Genomic DNA, 20,108 nt, shown 5'->3' on the forward strand with positions numbered 1-20,108 from the left:
TCCATCCTCATGGGTGAAGACGTCGACGCCCGCCGCAGCTTCATCACCCGCAACGCCAAAGACGTTCGCTTCCTTGATATTTAAACAACGTTCGCATCATGCGGCGAACATCAGATAAGCGAGGATGATCAGCGTCAACGAGACGACCGAGAGGCCGACCAGTACCACCGCGCGTCGTGCGTGTACCCGCTGTGGCAGCGGGCGGGCCGTCAAAGCGCGGCGACGCCGCGCCCCCACGGCGTAGACGGCCAGCGCGAGAACAGCAGCGGCCGCCGCGATCACCCCGCGCTCCCCAAGGCCGCTCGCAACGGCGAAGTTGCGGTCCTTGAGCAGCACCAACACCCCGGACCCGGCGACGGACAGCGAGGTTCGCGTCCAGGCCAAGGCGGTGCGCTCCGGTTGCAGCCCGCGGTCGGCCGGCGCGGCCTGCGTGGACGTCACCGGCCGGCTCCGGTCCCCGTGAGCGCCAGGGCTACCGTGGCCAGGCCAACGGCCACCAGCGCAACCGCCAGGTACACCGGTGTCGCTGGTCGCGGCAGCGGTTGATCGAGGCGGATCGCCCGGTCGACCTGCCGCCAACGCCGCAGTCCCGCAACCGAAGTCAGCATCGCCGTCGCGCCCACCGCACCGCCGAGCGCGTGCCGCACTCCGGGAATGGCGAATTCCGGCAGGAACTGCACGACACCGACCGCCGCGGCAAGCAACCCCAGCGCGGTCCGCTGCCAAGCCAGGAACGTCCGCTCGTTTGCCAGGGTGAATCGGTAGTCTGGTTCGACATCGGGGACTGCTGACCCCGTCGAGCGGTCCGCGGTGCCCAGTTTCGCTGCAGCGCTTGAGGTTTTCACAATCACCCAGTCTTTCGCGTGCGACGCCGGTGTACCAGAAAATCTGAGGTGGCGTAACTCAGTCTTCATTTGCGCGCTGAGCCGGCTCTCGCCTGGGGCCGCGTCGCCCCGGCGAACTTGAACCGGGGCCCGGTGCCACAGCAGCGTGACCACCCGCGCTGTAGGGGCTGAGATGGCGTAACGGTGGTGCAACGTCCAGTGATCAAGCGGTAATAGAAAGATCCGACGCTGGACAGCGTGTACGACATGACGACATCCGCCCGGCCGGGGCATCGCACGCGGGCCGCTGCGGGGCCGCGCCGGCGGCGCGTTCGAGCGGCGGCCGTCGCCGCGTCAGTCCTGCTGCCCGCACTGCAGGCGCTCAGCGGATGCGGCCTGCTGACCGAGAACGCCACCGTGATCAACGTGGGGTACCAGTCCAAGACCATCAACACGGTCAACGCCGGAACGTTGCTGCGTGACCGCGGCGAGTTCGAAAGCGAGCTGCGCCAGCTCGGGGCGTCGACGGGCCGCAAGTACCGCGTGGTGTGGCAGGACTTCTCCTCCGGTGCACCGCTGACAGCGCAGATGATCGCGACCCACGTCGACATCGGGTCAATGGGCGACTACCCGTTGCTGACCAACGGATCCAAGACCAAGCGGTACGACGACGCCCGAACCAGCTGGATCGCGACCACCGGCTACAGTCTGCGCGGTTCGCTGAACCAGGTCGTGGTTCCCAACGGTTCCGCGGCCCGCACCCTGGCGGACCTGACCGGCAAACGGGTGTCGACCAGCCTTGGCTCGGCCGGTGACGGCATGATCTCAACCGCGTTGCAGCGCAACGGTATCGACTCCCGTTCCGTGCACACCGTCAACCAAGATCCGTCGATCGGGGCGTCGGCCGTCGACGGCGGGCAGGTCGACGCGCTGGCGCAGTTCGTGCCGTGGCCGCAATTGGTGATCTTCCGCAACCAGGGCCGGCTGCTCTATGACGGCGGCGACAACAACGTGCCGACGTTTCACGGCGTCGTCGTCCGTAAACAGTTCGCCGACGCCAACCGCGACGTGACGGCCGCGTTCCTGCGGGCGATGCGGACGACCACCCGCTACATCGTCACGCATCCGCTGGCGGCCGCCCTGCGGGTGAGTCAGTTGACCGGCATCGAACCCGAAGTCGTCTACCTCTACAACGGCCCCAACGGCCTGGTGTCATTCGATATGACGCTGAAAGGCCAGTTCGTGAAGGCCGCCGACGCGATCAAGAGATTCCTGGTCGGCCGGGGATCGGTGAGCAAGGACTTCGACGTCGCGTCATTCGTTGACGACGGCTACCTGCGAGGGGTGTTCGGCGGCGACTACGACCGCTTGCGCGCCGACGTGACCAACCCGAGCGCGTTGAGCGGATACGACGACCTGTGCGGCTTGCCCGTCGGCGACCCGGCGCAGGCCTCGGAGTTATGGGCCCGGGGGGCCGACACCACCACAGTGGCCGCGACACCAACCTGCCTGCTGCGCCGCGCGGCCGCCACCGCCGCGGTGCGGGCCGCGTACGTCCCGGACACCCTGACCGGCACCCGGCTGTTCGCCAACCACGCTGTGTGGCTCGACGACCCGGGCGCAGCGCCCACTCAGCGCTACAAACCCTTCGCGACGGCCGCCGGCGCCGACGCCTACCGGGCGAGTCATCCGGCAGCCGCACCACTCGCCTTCCCCGCAGCCGTCGCACAGTCGCGGTCGCCGCAGTAGCCGCCAACTGAAGTCAGAAAGTAAGGAGTCCTCGTGACAAGCACATTGAGCCGCCTGGAAGCGGCCGCCGCGCCGCCCGCGCCGGCGGTCAAGGCGCCGACACTCAGGCCGCACCGACGCATCGCCTCCCGCGTTCCGACGGCAATCCAGCGCCGCATCGCGGCCCTGGTGTTGCCGCTGATCCCGATCGTCGCGTTCGTCGCGCTGTGGCAGCTGCTCACCGCTCACAACGTCGTCGCCTGGCTGCGGTTCAACCGGATGCCCGCGCCCATGCGCGTCGTCGAAAGCCTCGGTGCGCGGATCAGCTCCGGCGGCTACTACGACGACCTGCTGGCCAGCCTGCAGCGGATCCTGCTCGGGTTCGGGCTCGCCGCCGCGGTCGGTATCGCCCTGGGCATCCTGGTCGGGCGCTCCGCGATGGCACGAATGACGTTGCGTCCCTTCATCGAAATTGTGCGGCCCATCCCCGCGATCGCCCTGGTGCCGCTGACCATCCTGCTGTTCCCCTCCAGCGAACAAGGCATCGTGTTCATCACCTTCTTCGCCGCGTTCTTCCCGGTGGTCGTCAGCACCATCCACGCGACGGAGTCGCTGCCCAAAGTGTGGGAAGAAGCCGCCAAAACGATGGGCGCAAGCCGTGTTTCGCTCCTGCTGCACGTGATCCTCCCCGGCGCGCTGCCCGGCATCTTCACGGGCCTGTCCGTCGCCATGGGCGTGGCCTGGATCTGTGTGGTCAGCGCGGAGATGATTTCCGGGCAGTTCGGCATCGGCTACTACACCTGGCAGTCCTACGGCCTGCTCGATTACCCTGCAGTGGTCGTCGGCATGATCTCGATCGGCGCGCTGGGGCTGATGACGGCGTGGGCGGTGGAGCGGGTCGGCCGCCGCGTCAACCATTGGTTGCCGAGGGCGAGCCGATGAGCGCCGGCGCCGTTCACCTCGACGGGTTGAAGTTGGGGTTCAACGGAGTCGTCGCCGCCGACATCACCCTGGACATCGATCCTGGCGAGGTGGTCGTCTTCCTGGGCCCGTCGGGGTGCGGCAAGTCGACGATCCTGCGAGCGCTGGCCGGGCTGCTCACCCCGCTGAGTGGGCACGCCACGGTCGACGGCGCACCGGTGGCGGGCAATGCGGCCCAGTGCGCCATGGTGTTTCAGGAGGATGCGCTGTTCCCGTGGCGCACGGCACTGAAGAACGTGATGTACCCGATGCGGCTGCGGGGCGTCCGCGGCAAGGATTTGAAGGCCGCTGCGCAAGACCGGCTCGCGCAGGTGGGCCTGGCGTCCTACGGCGGTCATCTGCCCAGCCACCTGTCCGGCGGCATGCGTCAGCGGGTCCAGTTGGCGCGCACCCTCGCGTGCGAGCCGAAGGTGATGCTGATGGACGAACCCTTCGGCGCGCTGGATGCCCAGACCCGACTGGAGATGCAGCGGCTGCTGATGACGGTGTGGGAGCAACAGAAGATGACCATCCTGTTCGTCACCCACGACGTCGACGAGGCGCTGCTGCTCGCCGACCGGATCGTGTTGTTGAGCCACCGGCCCGCGACCGTCGCCGACGTCATCACCATCGACGAACCTCGCGCTCCGCAAGCCCCGTTCACCGACGCCTATCAGCGCCGCCGCCGCGACATCCTCGCGTTCCTCGGGCACGATTCGGCCGCGACCGCATAGGACCGCGCTCACCGACGGTGGCCGGTGCGCAGATGCTCCGACCGCCGTCCACTTCACCGGAAGGTCAGCAAGTGATGACTGAGACCGAACTGCGGGTAACCGGAGAGCTCACCGCCATCCCGGGCGTACGCCATTGGCCGTACCTCGCCTCCGGACGCGAACAACTGGGCGCTTCGCCCGACGATCGGCCGCGGCTGGTCGGGACCACGCGGACAGCGTCCCCCACCCACCACGCGGACGTGGCGCAAGCCCGGTTGTTCGCCGACCTGTTGCGCGCGGAGCACGCCGAACTCGGTGCCGCCGCGGGCCTCGGGCCGCACCTGCGTCCGCAGCCGTGCACCTCTGAGCAACTCCGGCAGTTGCAGGCGCGCATGAAAGAGATCCGCCGACTTCTCCTTGCACTCGAAAAGCGCTTCCGCTGTTGATGATTGCCCTACCCTTCACGGCGTCCGGCATCGGAGCACCGTCAGAACGGAGCAAAGCACGATGAGGCCCCACACTGCTGTCGCACGTCGGAGCGCGCTCACCAGGAGCGACTCGGCCCTCGGCGCGCTGCGCAGCCTGCCCCGGTTGCGCACGGAAGTACTTGCGGGACTTGTCGTGGCGCTCGCGCTGATCCCTGAGGCCATCGCCTTCTCGGTCATCGCCGGTGTCGATCCCCGAGTCGGCCTGTTCTCTTCGGTGACCATGGCGCTCACCACGGCTGTTGCAGGGGGCCGACCGGCGATGATCTCGGCGGCGACCGCCGCCGTGGCCCTCGTCGTCGCGCCGGTCGGTCGCGAACACGGCATCGATTATCTGGTGGCGACGATCATCATGGCCGGCGTCTTCCAGGTGCTGCTCGGCTTGGCCGGCGTCGCTAGACTTATGCGGTTCATTCCGCGCAGCGTGATGATCGGGTTCGTCAACGCCCTGGCCATTCTGGTGTTCCTCTCCCAGCTGCGGCACTTGGTGGGTGTCCCGTGGCCGGTGTACCCGCTCGCCGCAGTCGGGATCGCGATCATGGTGCTGCTGCCGAAACTGACCACAGCGGTCCCGCCGCCCTTGGTGGCGGTGCTGGTCCTGACGGCGGCGGTCGTGGCGTTCGGCTGGCACGTGCCCGACGTGGCATCCCAAGGCCAACTGCCGCATTCGCTGCCGACACCGGCGATTCCGCATGTCCCGCTGACGTGGGCCGCGCTGCGGCTTATCGCTCCGTACGCCGTCGGCGCGGCGTTGGTCGGGCTGCTGGAGTCGTTGATGACCGCCAAGCTCGTCGACGATCTCACCGAAACGCCGTCGAACAAGACCCGGGAAGCGTGCGGCCAGGGCGTGGCCAACATCGTCACCGGAATCTTCGGCGGCATGGGCGGCTGCGCCGTCGTCGGCCAGACCATGATGAACGTCAAGATCGCCGGCGGACGCACGCGGCTGTCGACTGCGTGCACCGGCGCATTCCTGTTGCTTCTCATCATGTCTCTCGGCGACCTGGTCGGTCGGATACCGATGGCCGCGCTGGCCGCCGTGATGATCGTGGTCTCCGCCGCCACCTTCGACTGGCACAGCGTGGCGCCACGCACACTGAAAGTGTTGCCGCGCAGCGAAACGGTCGTCATGGTCGTCACCGTGGTGGCCACCGTACTCACGGGCAACCTGGCCGTCGGGGTGACCTTGGGCGTGCTCACCGCCATGGTCGCCTTCGCGCGCCGGGTCGCGCACCTGACCATCGTCGAAGCCGACCACCCGTCGCACGCTCGCGGCACCCGCGTCTACCGCGTCCGGGGCGAACTGTTCTTCGCCTCCAGCAACGACCTCGTCCATCAATTCGACTACGCCAACGACCCCGACGACATCCTGATCGACATGTCCGGCACCGACGTCTGGGACGCTTCGGCGGTCGCCACCCTCGACGCCATCCGAAACAAGTACCGTGCCCGCGGCAAGACCGTGCGGATGAGCGGCCTGGACGGGGCCAGCCTCGAGCGGCTCAACCGCCTCTCCGGCCGGCTGGGTGTCTGACCGGGCGCCGACCGGCTCGTCGACGGCATCGCCGTAACGCGCAGCCCCGAGGCGGTCCGTCGGGCACAATGAGCTCGACATCAGCCGCAGCGCGTGGCCCACGCCGGCCCGACGAGGGATTGCCGAGACATGCCCCGGATCTTCCTGAGCCACTCCAGCAAGGACAACGCGCAGGCGGCCGCGTTGCGGCAGTGGCTGATCGACCAACGCCCGGAATTGGTCGACGAGATCTTCCTCGACATCGCCGAGGACACCGGCCTGGCCCCGGGTCACCGGTGGAAAGACGCGCTGCGCCAAGCGAATCAACGCTGCGAGGCGGTGATCTGCCTGGTGTCCCATTCGTGGGGCAGCTCGCCGGAGTGCAAGACCGAATACCGCACCGCGGAGAACCTGGGCAAGCAGATCCTCGTCGCCCGGCTCGAAGACACCGGCGATTCCGACATCACCGCCGAGTGGCAGCGCTGCGACCTGTTCGCGCCCGGGCCCACGACCGAGATCACCGCGGCCGGGGCGCAGGTGTCGTTCAACGCGGCAGCGCTCGACCAGCTGAAGAAGGCGATCGAGGGCACCGGTATTGGGCCGGAGAACTTCGTGTGGCCGCCGCGCAGCGACCCGGATCGCGAGCCCTACCGCGGCTGGGAACCGTTCGAGGACATCGACGCCGGCGTCTTCTTCGGGCGCGACGCCGCGATCATGCGGGGCACCGACGAGCTGCGCAAGATGCGGTACTCGGGTGTGAAGTCGCTATTCGTCATCTTGGGCCCCTCGGGCAGCGGCAAATCCTCGTTTCTGCGGGCGGGGCTGATTCCGCGGCTGCAGCGCAACGACCGCAACTTCCTGGTGCTCGGGACGGTGCGCCCGGGACGCGGCGCCGTCACCGGGGATCGCGGGCTGGCCGCGGCGATCCACGCCGCGCGCCGCGGGCTGCGGCTGCCCGGCGCGCCGCCGTTCGGTGAGATCAAGAGGATCTGCCGAGACGGGGACGCCGACCGCGTGTGCGAGCTGCTCCTGGAGGTGCGCGACGCCGCCGCCGCGCGGCTCGCCGACACCGGCTCCGGCACCGCCAAGGGGCAGGCGCCAACGCTGGTGCTGCCCCTGGACCAGGCGGAGGAATTGTTCTCGGCCGACGCCGTTTCCGCGCAGGCCGCGCAGGAGGCGCATCGCTTCCTCGAGCTGGTGGCGGCCGTCATCGCGCGCGTCAACGCCGGCGACGTCCGGCTGATCGTCGCGGCCACCATCCGCACCGACCGTTACGAGGCGATGCAGAACCATCCCGCCCTCGACGGGATCGGCACCGAGCTGTTCAACGAGCTGAAAACCATGCCGCACCACCAGTTTCCGGCCGTCATCAAGGGCCCGGCCGCCCGCGCCTCCGAGGCCGGCGACCGGCTGGCGATCGCCGACGACCTCGTCGACCGCCTGATCGCCGACGCGGGCCGGGGCGCCGACACCCTGCCGCTGCTGGCGCTCACCCTGCGCGAGCTCTACACCGATTACGGCACCGCCGAGGAGATCACCTGCGCCGACTACGAGTCCATGGGCGGCATGCCCAACGTGGTGAACAACCAGATCGAGGAGATCCTGTCGGCCGCACCGCAGGACCGCGAGAGCGCGCTGGCACTGCTGCGTTCGGCGTTCATTCCCTGGCTGGCCTCCATCAACCCCGATAACGACGCCGCGCTGCGCCGGGTCGCGCTGCATTCGGAGCTGCCCGACGAAAGCCGCCCGCTCATCGACGCTTTCGTGGAGAAGCGGCTGCTCGTCCGCGACCGCCGCGGCACGGAGGTGGTGCTGGAGGTCGCCCTGGAAAGCCTGCTGCGCCAATGGGATCAGCTAGCGCAATGGCTCCGCGAGGAACGCCAAAGTCTGGTCACCGCCGCCGAAGTGGAGCGCTCGGCCGCCGCCTGGGCCCGGCATGGCCGCGACGAGTCCTGGCTGCTGGAAGGGTCGCGGCTGACCTCCGCGGAAACGGTTGCGACGCAACCTGGATTCGCCGAGCGACTCGCGGTGGCCGCCGACTACCTGACCGCTTCCCGCAAGCGAGAAGACGACAGACTCGACGCCGAGCGGCGCCGCCACTACGACGCTGTCGCGCGCCGACTTGTGGTCGAAGCGAAAGCGATGATGGCGCACACCATTCCGGGCGGGGACGCCGGCGCCTTCCAGCAACTGCTCGCCGCCCGCGCCATCGCGTCGGTGCCCGACGACGCGGCGATCGCGGACGCGCTGGCGCTGCGCGCCCGCACACTCAAGATCATGGACGCGGGCCAACCCCTGCTGGGCGTGGCGTTCAGCCCCGACGGGCGGCGGCTGGCCGCCGCCGGTGAGGACAAGACGATCCGGCTCTGGGATGCGATCACCGGCCAGCCGGTCGGCCGACCCTTCGCCGGTCACACCGTGCGGGTGCACTGCGTGGCGTTCAGCCCCGACGGCCGTCAGTTGGCCAGCGGTGCCGGCGACCAGACCGTCCGGCTGTGGGACGCTGCCACCGGCGAGCCGATCGGCGCGCCCCTGAGCGGGCACACCGGCGTCGTGTACGGGGTCGCGTTCAGCCCGGACGGGCGGCGCCTCGCCAGCGCCGGGGACGACCGGACGGTGCGGTTGTGGGACGCGGCCACCGGCGAGCCGATCGGCGCGCCCCTGACCGGGCACACCGGCGTCGTCTACGCGGTCGCGTTCAGTCCCGACGGGCGGCTGGCCAGCGCCAGCGGCGACACGACCGTCCGGTTGTGGGACGCGGCCACCGGCCGGCCCGCGGGCGAACCGCTGACCGGGCACTCCGACACGGTGTGGGCGGTGGAGTTCAGCCGGGACGGCCGACGCCTGGCCAGCGGCAGCCGCGATCAGACGGTGCGCCTGTGGGATCCGGACAGCGGCGCCCCGCTGGCAGCACCGCTCGTCGGGCACACCGGCGTCGTGTGTGACGTGGCGTTCGACCCTGTCGGCGCGCGGCTGGCCAGCTCCAGCTACGACGGCACCGTGCGCATCTGGGACGGGGCCGAGAGCCAATGCCTGGTCGGGCACACCGACTCCGTGCACGGCGTGACGTTCAGCCCCGACGGGCGGCGCGTCGCCAGCGCCAGCCAGGACAAGACCGCGCGGCTGTGGGACGCCGCCGATTCCGAGCCGTCCGGGACGGGTGATCACGAAACCCTCTGCGGCAAGCTGACTTCCAATATCAGCCGGGAGCAGTGGCGGGTGTGGGTGGCGCCGGACATCGACTACATTCCGGCGTGCCCCGACCTGCCGATCCCGGGGGACGAGCCGGGGGCGGGCTGAGCTTCGGCCGTGCGCACTTCAGTACCTGACTGCGAGTGCAAAAAGCCGGCGCCGGCGAGTTCGGCGACGGCGGTATGGTCCAGCGGCAAGGACGAGCCGACTCGATGGATTCTTGAGGTCAGCTGTGAGAGCTGCGGTGTACAACCCGGCTGGCTTCCGCGTTAACACGGCGATCGGGCCGCCCCCTGGAGAGCGAGGGACGCTCCTCACTTAAGTCGGACGCGACGTAAGGCCATCCGGTTCCACTCCGTCGCAGGAGTTTATCGAACACTGTTCACGAGCTGACGGTCTGGTTTAGGCCGTCAGGGTGTGAGGACGGTCGGAAACGGGCTGCGGTCGTTTGGCAGGTTGGCGGGAAAGCAGGGTGAGACTCCCCCGAGGGTGGGGGGATATTCGGGCCGAGATGTCGCTTCGATGCTCAGGCTGTAGCCATCGGGGGCGTATCCGAAGCGGTTCGGTTTGTAGAAGCCCTCGCGCTCATAGACATGCCAGCCCCAGCTTTTCCAGGTTTCGCCGATCATTGACACGATGCTGGTGAGGTCAATGCCGGGAGGGGGCTTGAGGTCGCCGGTCGTCGAGAATTCCAGAGGTGGTGTGCCGCTCACTTCGTCTTTGCAGGGGACGGTGTTAGTGCCGCCGCTGAAGCGGGAGGTGTCGAGGGTGGTGCCAGGTGGAAGGCTTTGGAGCGTCCGTCTGAGGTAGCCGATGACTATGTCTTGGGCTTGCTGTTGGGTTTTGGGGATGTCGGGTTGCAATTTCCATCCTGGTGGCGGCGGGGGTGTGGATTGCATGGGTGGTCCTCCAAGGACGGTGGCACCTGTTGGTGTGGGCGGTCCGAGTGGGTCGTTGTGGCTGCATGCGCCGACGAGCACGGCGAGTAAAAGGGCGCTGAGGATCCGCGTTGAGGTTCGGCGGCAACGGTTTTGCATAGGCCTCACCCTCCCCCGTCGTTGGGGATGACTTGGGGTGGTGTCACGCCGGCAATCACGGCGCCCATGTTGCGTAGTGCTGGGTTGTCGTAGTCCCAGTAGCTGCTGTGGGCGGCGATGCTGGGAGTTAGACCGAGGTCGTCGCTGCTCGAGCCGGGCGCCGCCCACAGTCGGGTGGCGCCGAAGTCACTGGCTGTCGGGTCGTGCCCAAGGGTCTTGTCGGTGACCAGGCCGATGATGTCGTTGCGTGCCCTGATGGCGTAGACGTGCGCGCCGGGGTCGAGGCTCATATCGCCGGCGTGGTGAACGAGCATCCCTGGGCTGCCAACTGCGATGACGTTGTTTACGTCGAGGTGATGGCCGCCGCCGGCCGCCGCGCCGACCTGGGTGGAGCCGTAGCTGTGCCCGATTACGGTGTCGGTCGACGGAGCGCCGACGTGGGAGGCGCGCAGTCCGCTTTCAAAGTCGTCGAGGCCTTGGGCGCCGGCGTGGGCGGGACCGGGAGAAGCGGCTTCGAAGACATTCATAGGTCGGTCATATCCCATCCAGGTGGTGACTGCGACGTCGCCTGGCTTGAGGGTGGGGTCGGCGCGCAGCGCGGCACCATACATGGCCAATGATTTGCCGTCGGCCCCTTCGAATGTGGTGAGGTCTTGGCCGGTACCGGGGACCAGGATGGCGTTGCGTGTGGCGTAGTCGGGATTTCCGATGGCTACCGCCGCGTGGCCTTTGTCGTCAATGAGGCCGAGGTAGCGCTTTTGTCCGTCCGTGCGGTCGAGGGTCTTCTGCACCGTCTGGTAGCCCTGCAGGCTGTGTCTGGCTGCGAGCAGTTGAGGCTGTAGGGCGTTCAGTTCGTCGGTGGTGGCCTTGCTGTGGTCACCCATGTACAGCTTGTTCAGCAGGTCGTTGACGCGGTTCTGCATGCGGTCGACGTCGGCCTGGGTGTGCTGCTCCAGATCGTTGAGCTCCAACCGGTTGTAGTGGTCTTTGCCCAGGTGATCCGGGGGATCCCACGGCATGCCCGGATGGTTGCCGATGAACGGATTCTGGTGGAATTCTGCATCTTTCTGTTCCGGTGTGAGCGCATCCCACGTCTGAGCGAATTGTTTCGGGTCGTCGGGCAGCGGCGGCGCCGTCTCCTTCGGCCCGTCCACTGCCGCGATGTTCGTCGGGTCGTAGCCGTCGGCTTTCAGGGTGGTCAATGCTTTCTGCAGAGTGTCGGAGTAGCCGTCCCGCGTTGCTTGCAAGTGGTGCAACGCACCTCGAGTCTCGTTCCCGGCGGCGGTTTTAAGGGCCCTGATGATCGTGCGCACCTCGTTCTGGGTTGCCTCGTCGGGGTGGTCCCGGGCATCCCGCATCGCCAGATCGATGTAGTGATCGAGCCTCTCCAACTCGCTCTCTAGGCTGGCGATCTCCTTGGCGCCTTCCTGCTGAGCGGTCGCCAACGACGCTGCGATGGTTTCCAGGTCGGCGCCGATCTTCGGCAATTGCTCCGATAGCGCTCCAAGGGATTTGGTTAACCGTTGCACTTCGGCGGCATCGTTGATGGGGTGATCACCGTTTTGGTGATTCCACGCCGCGTCGAAGCGTTTGCGCGCCTGGTCGAACGTAGCGTCGGCCTCCGCGGTTTTCCGGCCGGCGCCGTGGAACGCGTTCGCCAGACTCGAAATTTGAGAAGGGCTCCCGGCCTGCAGGCTCCGATTGACCTCCCAAGGATCACCGCCGGCCGCGGCGATCAGATCGCCGACGCTCAACCATTTCAGCTGCACCGCACCTGCTGCGGCGAGCCCGCTCTAACGTGCATCACCGCCCCCTCAATCAAAGCGTCCGAACAGTACTTCCGCCAAGGGACGGTCAAGTCACCAACAACTGAACACGATCAGCTGGTAATCAGTGACTCGGCCGACCCGGTCCTCGAGTCAGCAACGTGCAGTTTTGAGGCAAAGTCACTATTTCGAATCTACTCTCGGTCGGCTTCCAGATCCGAATGATGTGATTCTTGTCGGTATCACCGATGAGCATTCCATTGACAGTCGGATCGCGGGGGGCGGCGCATGCTGATCGTCTTCTTGATTGCGCGTAAACACTGCTGGCTTCTGCGACTCAGGTCGAACCAAAGTGAAAAAATTAGTCCGACAATCAATCAAAAACCGTAGAACCCGTAGTGCTCACCATGGGGCGGTACCGGTCGGTAGCGGTCGGTATCCGTCGGGGACTGGCAGCGGGTTTCTCCCGTCGTACACGCCCGGACTATGGATGTGCGGGAAGCCGTCCTTGCCGTCGCCGCCGAGCGCAATACCTGTGCCGGGAATCGTCACATCGAGGTCGTCTTGCTGGCCGGAGTTGATGCCCTCCATGACGGGTTTGGTGGCCGGCCCGTCGATATGCGGTCCATTGCCGCCCCACTGGTCCAACGGCGCGCCGCCCGGACCGAAATGCGCATCTTGCGCCCAAATTCCAGCCGGATCATATCCATCTTTGGCGAGGGTGGCTTGACCGCGGGGGAATCGACGAGACACTTGCAAAGTCCCCTCTCACTTGAGATTTCAGCAAGCGGAGAACTGTCATGCAGCAGTGGCTAATAACACCGGGATAACACCGGCGCTGCTTCGCGGGCTAGATACCGTACGTTACCTGCGACATCAAAAGTGGTCCCGGCTGGGATCGAACCAGCGACCTTCCGCGTGTGAAGCGGACGCTCTCCCACTGAGCCACGGGACCGGCGCGCCAGAGGCGAACGACGTCGAAGACTAGCACGAGCCAGTCCCCGACAATACCTGCCCGACACCGGGACCGGCGCGCGCGATAGCCTTGCAGCCGCAACGCACCCAGAGATTTGTAAGTGCCCGCTCGGGTGGACTATCGTCGTCCTTCGCACCGGGCGACGATCTCGCCCGTTGCGCGCGGATGTAGCGCAGTTGGTAGCGCATCACCTTGCCAAGGTGAGGGTCGCGGGTTCGAATCCCGTCATCCGCTCGAAGGTGCAAGAGGTAAGTGGCATCAATCCCACGGTGGAGTGGCCGAGTGGTGAGGCAACGGCCTGCAAAGCCGTGCACACGGGTTCGATTCCCGTCTCCACCTCCAGCTTTTGATCCCCCGGCGCGATTAGCTCAGCGGGAGAGCGCTTCCCTGACACGGAAGAGGTCACTGGTTCAATCCCAGTATCGCGCACCACAGTTTTCCCAGGCCACCCATGGTCGGACAGCAAATCGACACCCGAAAGACGTGAATCGCTGCGGTCCAGGTTTCCGGCGCACTCCCCCGAAGGTGCGACACTGGAGTGGGTAAACGGCAAACGCGCCGGCAGTCCTGGCGCCACGCCCGGTCAGCCTGCGGACGCGGTTCTCGAAAGGTCATGAGATGAAAGCACTCGGGGTTGCGGTGGCAGCCGCCTTGGCTTTCGCACCGTTCTCGGCGGCGATCACCGCGCCCGACGCAGTTCAGGCGGCGCCGTGCGCCGGCGCCGGGTCGACGCCGGGAGCCTGCCAGAGCTGCCTGTACATGGTGGCGCAGTACCACATTCACACGCAGAACATGTGTTACGAGGCGCCCGCGCCGCGCCCGGTCCAGGCGCCGCCGAGCACCGTGCAGGTGCCAGAGCTGCCGCCGCTGCCGCCCGTGCCGGTCGAGCACACCCCGCTGGTGGTGCCGCCCGGCCCGCCGAGCCCGCCGCCGACCCCGACGATCAACCCGCAGGCCCCCGGCTCGCCCAGCGTCACCCCGCTGGTCGCGCCCCCGAAGGGCATGGACGCGCCGTCCCAGGCGGTCGCCGCAGCCAAGTCCGCCCCGGCCAAGCGGATCAACCCTGCCAACCCCCCGCAACCCCCGATGCAGGTCGACGACTTCAACCACCAGGTGCAGAACGTGGTCAACAACCACGGCGCCAACGTGGACATGGTCAAGGTCGGCAATCAGGACCTGGTCCGGCCCCGGCACTGGGACTACGTCGACTACGACGACTTCCACCGCCCGGCGCTGTACAACCCGCTCACCCAGGCCATGACGTTCCGCTACTCCTACGGCGGCGGCTATCACGAGGCGTTCGTCCCGGCGGGCGGGCGGATCGTCCTCGACGTCGCCAGCGTGGGCCCCTTCCCCTTCACCGCGGTCGGTGACAGCTACCTCGCCTCGGGCAGCTTCTACGGTGCGACGCCACCGCCGGGGGGCTGGGACAACCCCCCACCACCGGACTACAGCCCGCCGGCCCGCCCGCAAATCTACGAGGACGTCTCGGTCTACATCCCCGCCGCCAACGACACCGTCGAGGTCGGCCAGGTGCAGGTGATCAACCACGACGCCGGCCAGCCCGCGGGCAACCAGGACACGTTCTTGCTGGACGACTCCACCCTGGCGTGGGGGCAGATCAACGACTCGAGCAGCAACGCCCAGATCAAGGTCACCAAGACCCAGCCCATGCCGGGCTTCGGGCCCACCGACAACGGCAGCTTCCTGGTGGCGCTGGCCGGGCATCAAGACTCGGGCCCGGCCGCGCAGCCGTGGTGGCCCATGCTGCTGCGCTTCGGGATCTTCGCCGCCGTGGTGGGTCTGATCTTCTGGACCATGAACCGTCGGAAACGAAGCACCGAGCCGACCGAAACCCCGTAGCAGGGCCACACAGCGGTCCGGGAAGAAATCGCGGTCTGTCGGCGTCTGAATAGAGGATCGGGCCGGCCCCGATCCCTCCCCCCGACTCGCGCGGCCGGCCCGATTCTCTCTTTTCCGACGTCTGTCGGCGTCAGGCGGCTCGTGGACCGCGCCAACGACCGTGCGCTGTGGCGCTCGGCCCGACGCGACGGCGCGGCAGGGCGGTCACCGGCGCCAAGGCGGCGTCGCCGCGACGCGCACGGCGCTCGACGTCGCGGTGAATCCACCAGATCGCGGCCAAGGCGGCGATGGCCGACGCGAGCACCACCAGGAGCACCGCGTCACCGAAGGCCAGCAAGACGACGATTCCGGCGAGGACCCACAGCGCCTCGGCGATCGGGTAGGGGGATCCGGCTCCGCGTGGCGCGGCACTGAACTGCGGCATGTCGACCTCACTCACGGTCAGGGCCACCGGCGAATTCGGTAACCACCCGGCAGAACAGTTGGACGCCGGAAATGCTGCCCGGGTTCAGGGCGACGGTGATGGGTTTCACTACGGGCGCGACGCGGGCGCACGGTTACCCCGAGGAGGACTTCTCCGGGTGCTCGGCCTGGGCCTCGTCTTCGGCGAAAAGCAGGTGGTTGTCGTGCGCGGCCTGCCAGTGTTCGTCGGCCTTGCGCTGCAGTTCCTGGGGGCTGCCGTCGTTGCCCCGCAGCACGGCCAGCTGGTAGCTGTTGGCCGCCTGCTCGTGCACGCGGGCCAGCTCCTCGTGCCGTTGCGCCGCGGCGTGATGGGCATCGATAGCGCGCTTCTCCGCCTCCTCGGCCCGCTGTCGCGCCAGCGCGACGGACTCCTTCGACGGCCGCTGACCGGCGGCCAGCTCGGCGCGACGCCGACGAAGTTCCTCCACGCGCCGCCCCACCTTGGCGGTGCGCGCCGAGGACGTCGACGGTTCCGCGGCGGGTTGCTCAGCCATCACTGCCTCCTGTCGCGCGGTTGCACTGGCAGCTCTCAGCGTAGCGGGCAGCGGACCGCCGACAGGGCCATTGCCGCAGCGTGCAGGGCAAACCGTGGCGCTTGAGCGCCGAGCGAAGCGCCCGCCTCCGTCGCGCAGCAGCGACGCCTCAGCAGTGCGCCGCCCAGCACTGTTGCCTCGGGCAGTAGGTCGAGTGCGCAAGGCTGACCATCGATCCCACCTCCCCGAACGTCACCTTCCGCGGGTCCAGTGTGTCGTGGATACTCTGCGCGATCTGGTCATACGTCCAACCCCAGCCGATGTCGTCGCAGATGAGCCGGCCCATACCCGTCAGGGCCTCGTCATGGTCGGGCGGCCAGGAGAAACCCGCGGCGCGCAGCTGTGCGAGGTACATGTCGTCGGCGGCGTCGGCAGTCGCCACCGCGGCGCTGCCCGACAAGGCGGCGCCGATCATCACAAGGGGCACAACTGTGGTCCGCCAGCGAATAAGCATCCGAAGCGCTTCCTCTCTTATCGGCATTGAGATTACGCCAGTCAACGGACTCAACACGGCGCGATTTTGGCAGAATAGAGAAAACGGGGAAAAAGCAGCTGATCTCCAGTTGAATAACGGGATTTCAGGTCATTTGCATAGATCGCTGACGGGCGCCGTCCGCCGCGGGCAAACGAGCCGCAGGGCCGCCAAGAGCGACGGCGTGCCGCCAAAATTCAGCAAATAGCAACTGCACCAATGACTTCCATCGACCGGGTACAGTCGCAACCATGAACCTGGTGGAGTGGCTGAGGACCCCTCGCTATTTACGCACCCGCTTGATGATGGAGACCCGGCCCATGAACCGCCTGGAACTCGAAATCGTGTTCCTCGAAGTCGCGGGTGGCGACGCGTTGGTGCGGCTCCCCGTAGCGATGATGGTGCTGCCGAAGAACCCCCGCAAATACCTGCCCGGCACCAAACAGGGCGAGTGACGCGGGACCCGCGGGCCACGGTCCCGCGGGCTATGGAACGGTCGAGGGTCTCAGCCGGCGCTCAGCCGGTGGCCTTGCTCGTGTATTGCGGGCAGTACGACTGCGTGGCAGCCCCCACGAAGAAACCGGAATTGCTGTCGCTCAGGTTGAGCGCGCCCTTGACGTCAGCCAACGTCTGGATCAGGCTGGCGCCGCCCTGCCAGTCCTGACACACCCCGTGCCCGGCGTTGACCACCGTCTGGTTCGACAGGTTGTTGAAGGTGATGCCTTGCTGCCCCAGCACCTGCAGGAACACATCGTCCACCGCGTCGGCGCCCGCGGCCGGGGCCACCGCCACAGCGATGCCGCCGAGCACGGCCGCCACCGAACCGCTAATCCGCGCCATTGTGGTCATTGTTTCTCCTCAGTACGAAACACCCTATTTTTTCCGATGGAGTTGTAGATACTTCTCGAGGCCTCAGTTAATGCGTCGGCTACCAGCCACCCTTGCATACCGGGCGGCGCTGCGCGCGGCGATTGGCAAAGACGACGGGGCGTCCCGTCGCGGCCCCGTGACGGCCGGGACCGCGCGGCCGGGCGTCACCGCGGGAAGCGCCGCCTCATGGGGCGGGCGGCGTCCGGCAAAGGCTTATGAACAGCACAAATGTCACCGTCGCCGGGACGGGTACAGACGCCGAAGACGGGACCGACGGCCGCCACATGAGGCGGATGGTGGCCGCGCCGTCGGCCGGGTCGGCCGGCGCGGCACGCAAACGTCTACTGCTTCGGGGAAACGGTGGTACCGGCACGCCGGCCAGCGCACGCCAGCAATCGGTGATTCGACATTGTCGGTGTGCCGGCGAATGGCGATGTTTCGCCCTTGACGGCGTTCTCGGCAGCCGGTCGGGATGGGGCGATTACAGTTTCACAGTTGATGGCACGCCCCGGGGATCTGATTCCGCCCGCCGCCCGCGCGACGATCAAGAACGCCGCGGCCGCGCTGTTGTGCGCAGCCGGGGTCCCGGCACTGAGCCGGTGGCGGCATCGGGATCGGCTCGCCATCGTGATGTTTCACGGCGTCGAGGACGAACCGCTATCCCCCGCGTGCTGGCATGTGCTCGACTCGCCCCAATTGCGGCGTCGACTCGAATACCTCGCCAAGCACTTCGCGGTGCTACCGCTCGAGGAGGCCCTCGAGCGGCTCGAGGCTCAGACGTTGCCGCCGCGCGCGGTGGCGCTCACGTTCGACGACGGCACCCGCAACCTCGCCACGCACGCGGCGCCGGTGTTGCGGGAGCTGAACCTGCCGGCGGCGGTGTTCTTGGCGACGGGCCCGATGGGCACCGACCGAACCTTGTGGCCGGACCGGCTGTGGCTGGCGATCTCGCGCACCGCCGTCACCGAAATCGACTTGCGCGCACTGGGTTTGGGCCGCCGCACGCTCGACGGCAATGCGTCGCGGGCCGGGTCCTACGTGGCCGCGGTGGAACGGCTCAAGGAGCTCCCCGACGACCGGCGCGGCGCGGTGCTGAACGACATGCTTGCCGCGCTGGGGTTCCGCGACGGTGACGACGCCGGTCCGTTTGCGATGCTGTCGTGGGCGCAGGCCCGCGACATGGCCGCCGACGGCCTGATCACCCTGCATCCGCACTCCGTCACCCACCCGATCCTCGCTCGCTGCGGCGACGCCAAAGTGCGGCGCGAGATCACCGAATCGTGCGCGACGCTCGAACGCGAAACAGGCCGTCCGCCAGCCGTATTCGCCTATCCGAACGGCAGGGCGCAGGACTTCGACGGCCGCGCCGAGGCGGTACTGCGCGACCTGGGGGTGCGCTGGGCGCTGTCGACCGAAGCCGGGTTCGCCGACCGGCGCAGCGACCCGATGGCCCTGCCCCGGTTCGCGGTCGGCAGCAACTCGTCGATGTCGGCCTTCCGGCTCACGGTCTCGGGAGGGCTGCCGCGACGGGCCGCGACCAAGCGTCCCGCGTGACGACTCGGCGGTGGCCGGCCCGCCTTCAGTTGCCGGTGGCGCCTTCGGGCTTGGGTCCGCGGTCCTCGCCGGTGATGTACTTCGGGCAGTAGTGGGCCGCCGACAGATAGGTGAACTTCGCGGCGCTGGCCCCCTGGAAGGCCGGATTCTGGTTGCGCAGGTCGGTCACGATCTTGGCGTCCGACTGCCCGTCGTCGAGCAGGTCGCACACGGCCTTGCCGATTGTGATGGCGTTGCCGGGGTCCTGGTACGTGATGCCCGCGTCGCGCAGGTCCTTGAGGAAGTCCTGATCGTTGTCGATGTCCGCGTGCGCCGGCACCGCCAGCGCGATCGACCCGATGGCGGCCGTCAAACCCAGTAGCAGTCGCATAACGCAGTGATTGTCGCAAACCCGTCGCGGATCGGCACCCCGGAGCGGCACAGCGCGCGGGGGCAACAGCGCGCGGGGGCAACAGCGCGCGCCGCGCCCCGGCGTCGGCGCCACCGACCGCGAAGAATGGTTGACGCCATTCTCTCGGGACAACAAAGAATGGGCGCCCGCGACAATTAACGCGAAACCCACCCCGCATTCAGTCGCGGAATTATAAGAGCGAAATATTGCAGCCGTGTTTCGCGTAACCCGCCGCAGCGCACAGTTATGTTAACGGGCGCCTCACCCGTGTGCCGGTTACGACGAGCTGCCGGCCGTCTTCGCCCCCGGGCCGGACGTCATGACGTAAGGGCAATACGTGCTGGCGGCGATCGCGGCGAACTTCGCGGCCTTGTCGTCACTCAGACCGTCGTTCTTGGCCTGAAGGCCGCTGACGACGTCGGACGTCCCCGAGCCGCCCTGGTAGGTGGTGCACACCCATTTGCCGGCGGCAACCACCGTGGACGGGTCGTAGGTGATGCCGGCCGCGTCGAGCGACGCTTGGAATTTGCTGTCCATGTCGTCGTCGGCGTACGCGGGAACAGCCATGCCAATTGCGGCGAAAGCGCTGGCGACAATAAGCAGAAGTTTCATGTTTTACAGAGTGGCAGAACGAGAAAGGATTTGCATCTTATCGGCGCTAATTTTACGTCAGAACCGTCGATGGTCGGTCGGCGCCGGGCCCCCTGACCGGCCCCCTCGGCGGCCGGGCCGGCCGCCCGGGGGTTCAGCCGACCCCTCCCCCCGGCAT

Annotated in this window: 21 protein-coding genes and 4 tRNA genes; 13 read left to right on the plus strand and 12 right to left on the minus strand. The window is 67.6% G+C overall.

Annotated elements, in window-relative coordinates; genetic code table 11:
- On the plus strand, positions 1-84 hold an 84-nt coding region (locus A5700_RS27445), incomplete at its 5' end, for a hypothetical protein (protein ID WP_369828283.1).
- Between the two features lie 12 nt (positions 85-96).
- Here the strand turns inward: A5700_RS27445 and A5700_RS17625 are convergent.
- Complete coding sequence (locus tag A5700_RS17625; protein ID WP_068074414.1) at positions 97-441, minus strand: DUF202 domain-containing protein; 345 nt, start codon at positions 439-441, stop codon at positions 97-99.
- The gene (locus tag A5700_RS17630) at positions 438-818 is read right to left on the minus strand and encodes a YidH family protein (protein WP_068074468.1); all 381 of its coding nucleotides are present in this window, start codon (positions 816-818) and stop codon (positions 438-440) included. The genes A5700_RS17625 and A5700_RS17630 overlap by 4 nt, the downstream gene beginning before the upstream one ends.
- Before the next feature lie 273 nt (positions 819-1,091).
- Here A5700_RS17630 and A5700_RS17635 point away from each other — a divergent pair, with 273 nt between their 5' ends.
- The 6 genes from A5700_RS17635 to A5700_RS17660 all read left to right on the plus strand — a co-directional run bounded on the left by A5700_RS17635 (position 1,092) and on the right by A5700_RS17660 (position 9,523).
- Positions 1,092-2,573, plus strand: coding sequence for an ABC transporter substrate-binding protein (locus A5700_RS17635; protein WP_068074471.1), 1,482 nt, complete (start codon positions 1,092-1,094; stop codon positions 2,571-2,573).
- A gap of 33 nt (positions 2,574-2,606) precedes the next feature.
- Positions 2,607-3,494: an ABC transporter permease gene (locus A5700_RS17640; RefSeq protein ID WP_068074417.1), complete on the plus strand. Its 888-nt coding sequence runs from the start codon at positions 2,607-2,609 to the stop codon at positions 3,492-3,494.
- Positions 3,491-4,246, plus strand: coding sequence for an ABC transporter ATP-binding protein (locus A5700_RS17645; protein ID WP_068074420.1), 756 nt, complete (start codon positions 3,491-3,493; stop codon positions 4,244-4,246). The genes A5700_RS17640 and A5700_RS17645 overlap by 4 nt, the downstream gene beginning before the upstream one ends.
- Before the next feature lie 74 nt (positions 4,247-4,320).
- Complete coding sequence (locus A5700_RS17650; protein ID WP_156671275.1) at positions 4,321-4,671, plus strand: hypothetical protein; 351 nt, start codon at positions 4,321-4,323, stop codon at positions 4,669-4,671.
- A gap of 61 nt (positions 4,672-4,732) precedes the next feature.
- On the plus strand, positions 4,733-6,244 hold the full coding sequence (locus A5700_RS17655) for a SulP family inorganic anion transporter (protein ID WP_068074426.1): 1,512 nt from the start codon (positions 4,733-4,735) through the stop codon (positions 6,242-6,244).
- 129 nt (positions 6,245-6,373) lie between these two features.
- On the plus strand, positions 6,374-9,523 hold the full coding sequence (locus A5700_RS17660; RefSeq protein WP_068204900.1) for a TIR domain-containing protein: 3,150 nt from the start codon (positions 6,374-6,376) through the stop codon (positions 9,521-9,523).
- Between the two features lie 302 nt (positions 9,524-9,825).
- On the opposite strand, the gene A5700_RS17665 is transcribed toward A5700_RS17660, so the two are convergent.
- From A5700_RS17665 to A5700_RS17675, 4 genes are all read right to left on the minus strand, one after another.
- Positions 9,826-10,314 (minus strand): hypothetical protein, encoded by a 489-nt coding sequence (locus tag A5700_RS17665; RefSeq protein ID WP_231973925.1) that lies wholly within the window; start codon positions 10,312-10,314, stop codon positions 9,826-9,828.
- Between the two features lie 143 nt (positions 10,315-10,457).
- Positions 10,458-12,221 (minus strand): alpha/beta hydrolase, encoded by a 1,764-nt coding sequence (locus tag A5700_RS17670; protein ID WP_068074433.1) that lies wholly within the window; start codon positions 12,219-12,221, stop codon positions 10,458-10,460.
- Between the two features lie 399 nt (positions 12,222-12,620).
- Positions 12,621-12,809, minus strand: coding sequence for a hypothetical protein (locus tag A5700_RS26170; RefSeq protein WP_156671276.1), 189 nt, complete (start codon positions 12,807-12,809; stop codon positions 12,621-12,623).
- Positions 12,810-13,101: 292 nt separating this feature from the next.
- Positions 13,102-13,173 (minus strand) — tRNA-Val (locus tag A5700_RS17675).
- 182 nt (positions 13,174-13,355) lie between these two features.
- On the opposite strand from A5700_RS17675, the gene A5700_RS17680 reads away from it, so the two are divergent.
- The 4 genes from A5700_RS17680 to A5700_RS17695 all read left to right on the plus strand — a co-directional run bounded on the left by A5700_RS17680 (position 13,356) and on the right by A5700_RS17695 (position 15,057).
- A tRNA-Gly gene (locus tag A5700_RS17680) sits at positions 13,356-13,428 on the plus strand.
- 34 nt (positions 13,429-13,462) lie between these two features.
- A tRNA-Cys gene (locus tag A5700_RS17685) sits at positions 13,463-13,536 on the plus strand.
- Positions 13,537-13,551: 15 nt separating this feature from the next.
- Positions 13,552-13,626, plus strand: a tRNA-Val gene (locus tag A5700_RS17690).
- Between the two features lie 186 nt (positions 13,627-13,812).
- Entirely contained in the window at positions 13,813-15,057 is a 1,245-nt protein-coding gene (locus A5700_RS17695; RefSeq protein ID WP_156671277.1) for a hypothetical protein, read from the plus strand.
- Between the two features lie 130 nt (positions 15,058-15,187).
- Here the strand turns inward: A5700_RS17695 and A5700_RS17700 are convergent, their stop codons facing one another.
- From A5700_RS17700 to A5700_RS17710, 3 genes are all read right to left on the minus strand, one after another.
- Positions 15,188-15,508 carry a hypothetical protein gene (locus A5700_RS17700; protein ID WP_068074439.1) on the minus strand — a complete coding sequence of 107 codons (321 nt, stop codon included), beginning with the start codon at positions 15,506-15,508 and terminating at the stop codon, positions 15,188-15,190.
- A gap of 106 nt (positions 15,509-15,614) precedes the next feature.
- A complete protein-coding gene (locus A5700_RS17705; RefSeq protein ID WP_068074441.1) occupies positions 15,615-16,013 on the minus strand; it encodes a hypothetical protein in 399 nt (132 codons plus the stop codon).
- A 148-nt stretch (positions 16,014-16,161) separates the two neighbouring features.
- Positions 16,162-16,479, minus strand: a complete 318-nt coding sequence (locus tag A5700_RS17710; RefSeq protein ID WP_369828281.1) for a DUF732 domain-containing protein — start codon at positions 16,477-16,479, stop codon at positions 16,162-16,164.
- Positions 16,480-16,775: 296 nt separating this feature from the next.
- Between A5700_RS17710 and A5700_RS17715 the strand changes: the two genes are divergently transcribed.
- Entirely contained in the window at positions 16,776-16,979 is a 204-nt protein-coding gene (locus tag A5700_RS17715) for a hypothetical protein (RefSeq protein ID WP_068074445.1), read from the plus strand.
- A 61-nt stretch (positions 16,980-17,040) separates the two neighbouring features.
- On the opposite strand, the gene A5700_RS17720 is transcribed toward A5700_RS17715, so the two are convergent.
- Positions 17,041-17,373 carry a DUF732 domain-containing protein gene (locus tag A5700_RS17720; RefSeq protein WP_082959494.1) on the minus strand — a complete coding sequence of 111 codons (333 nt, stop codon included), beginning with the start codon at positions 17,371-17,373 and terminating at the stop codon, positions 17,041-17,043.
- Between the two features lie 519 nt (positions 17,374-17,892).
- On the opposite strand from A5700_RS17720, the gene A5700_RS17725 reads away from it, so the two are divergent.
- Complete coding sequence (locus tag A5700_RS17725; RefSeq protein ID WP_068074448.1) at positions 17,893-18,948, plus strand: polysaccharide deacetylase family protein; 1,056 nt, start codon at positions 17,893-17,895, stop codon at positions 18,946-18,948.
- 25 nt (positions 18,949-18,973) lie between these two features.
- Here A5700_RS17725 and A5700_RS17730 read toward each other — a convergent pair whose 3' ends face one another.
- Positions 18,974-19,318, minus strand: coding sequence for a DUF732 domain-containing protein (locus A5700_RS17730; RefSeq protein WP_068074451.1), 345 nt, complete (start codon positions 19,316-19,318; stop codon positions 18,974-18,976).
- A gap of 297 nt (positions 19,319-19,615) precedes the next feature.
- Entirely contained in the window at positions 19,616-19,951 is a 336-nt protein-coding gene (locus A5700_RS17735) for a DUF732 domain-containing protein (RefSeq protein ID WP_068074454.1), read from the minus strand.
- Positions 19,952-20,108: the final 157 nt, after the last annotated feature.

It is taken from the genome of Mycobacterium sp. E1214, from assembly GCF_001666755.1.
Lineage (GTDB): Bacteria > Actinomycetota > Actinomycetes > Mycobacteriales > Mycobacteriaceae > Mycobacterium.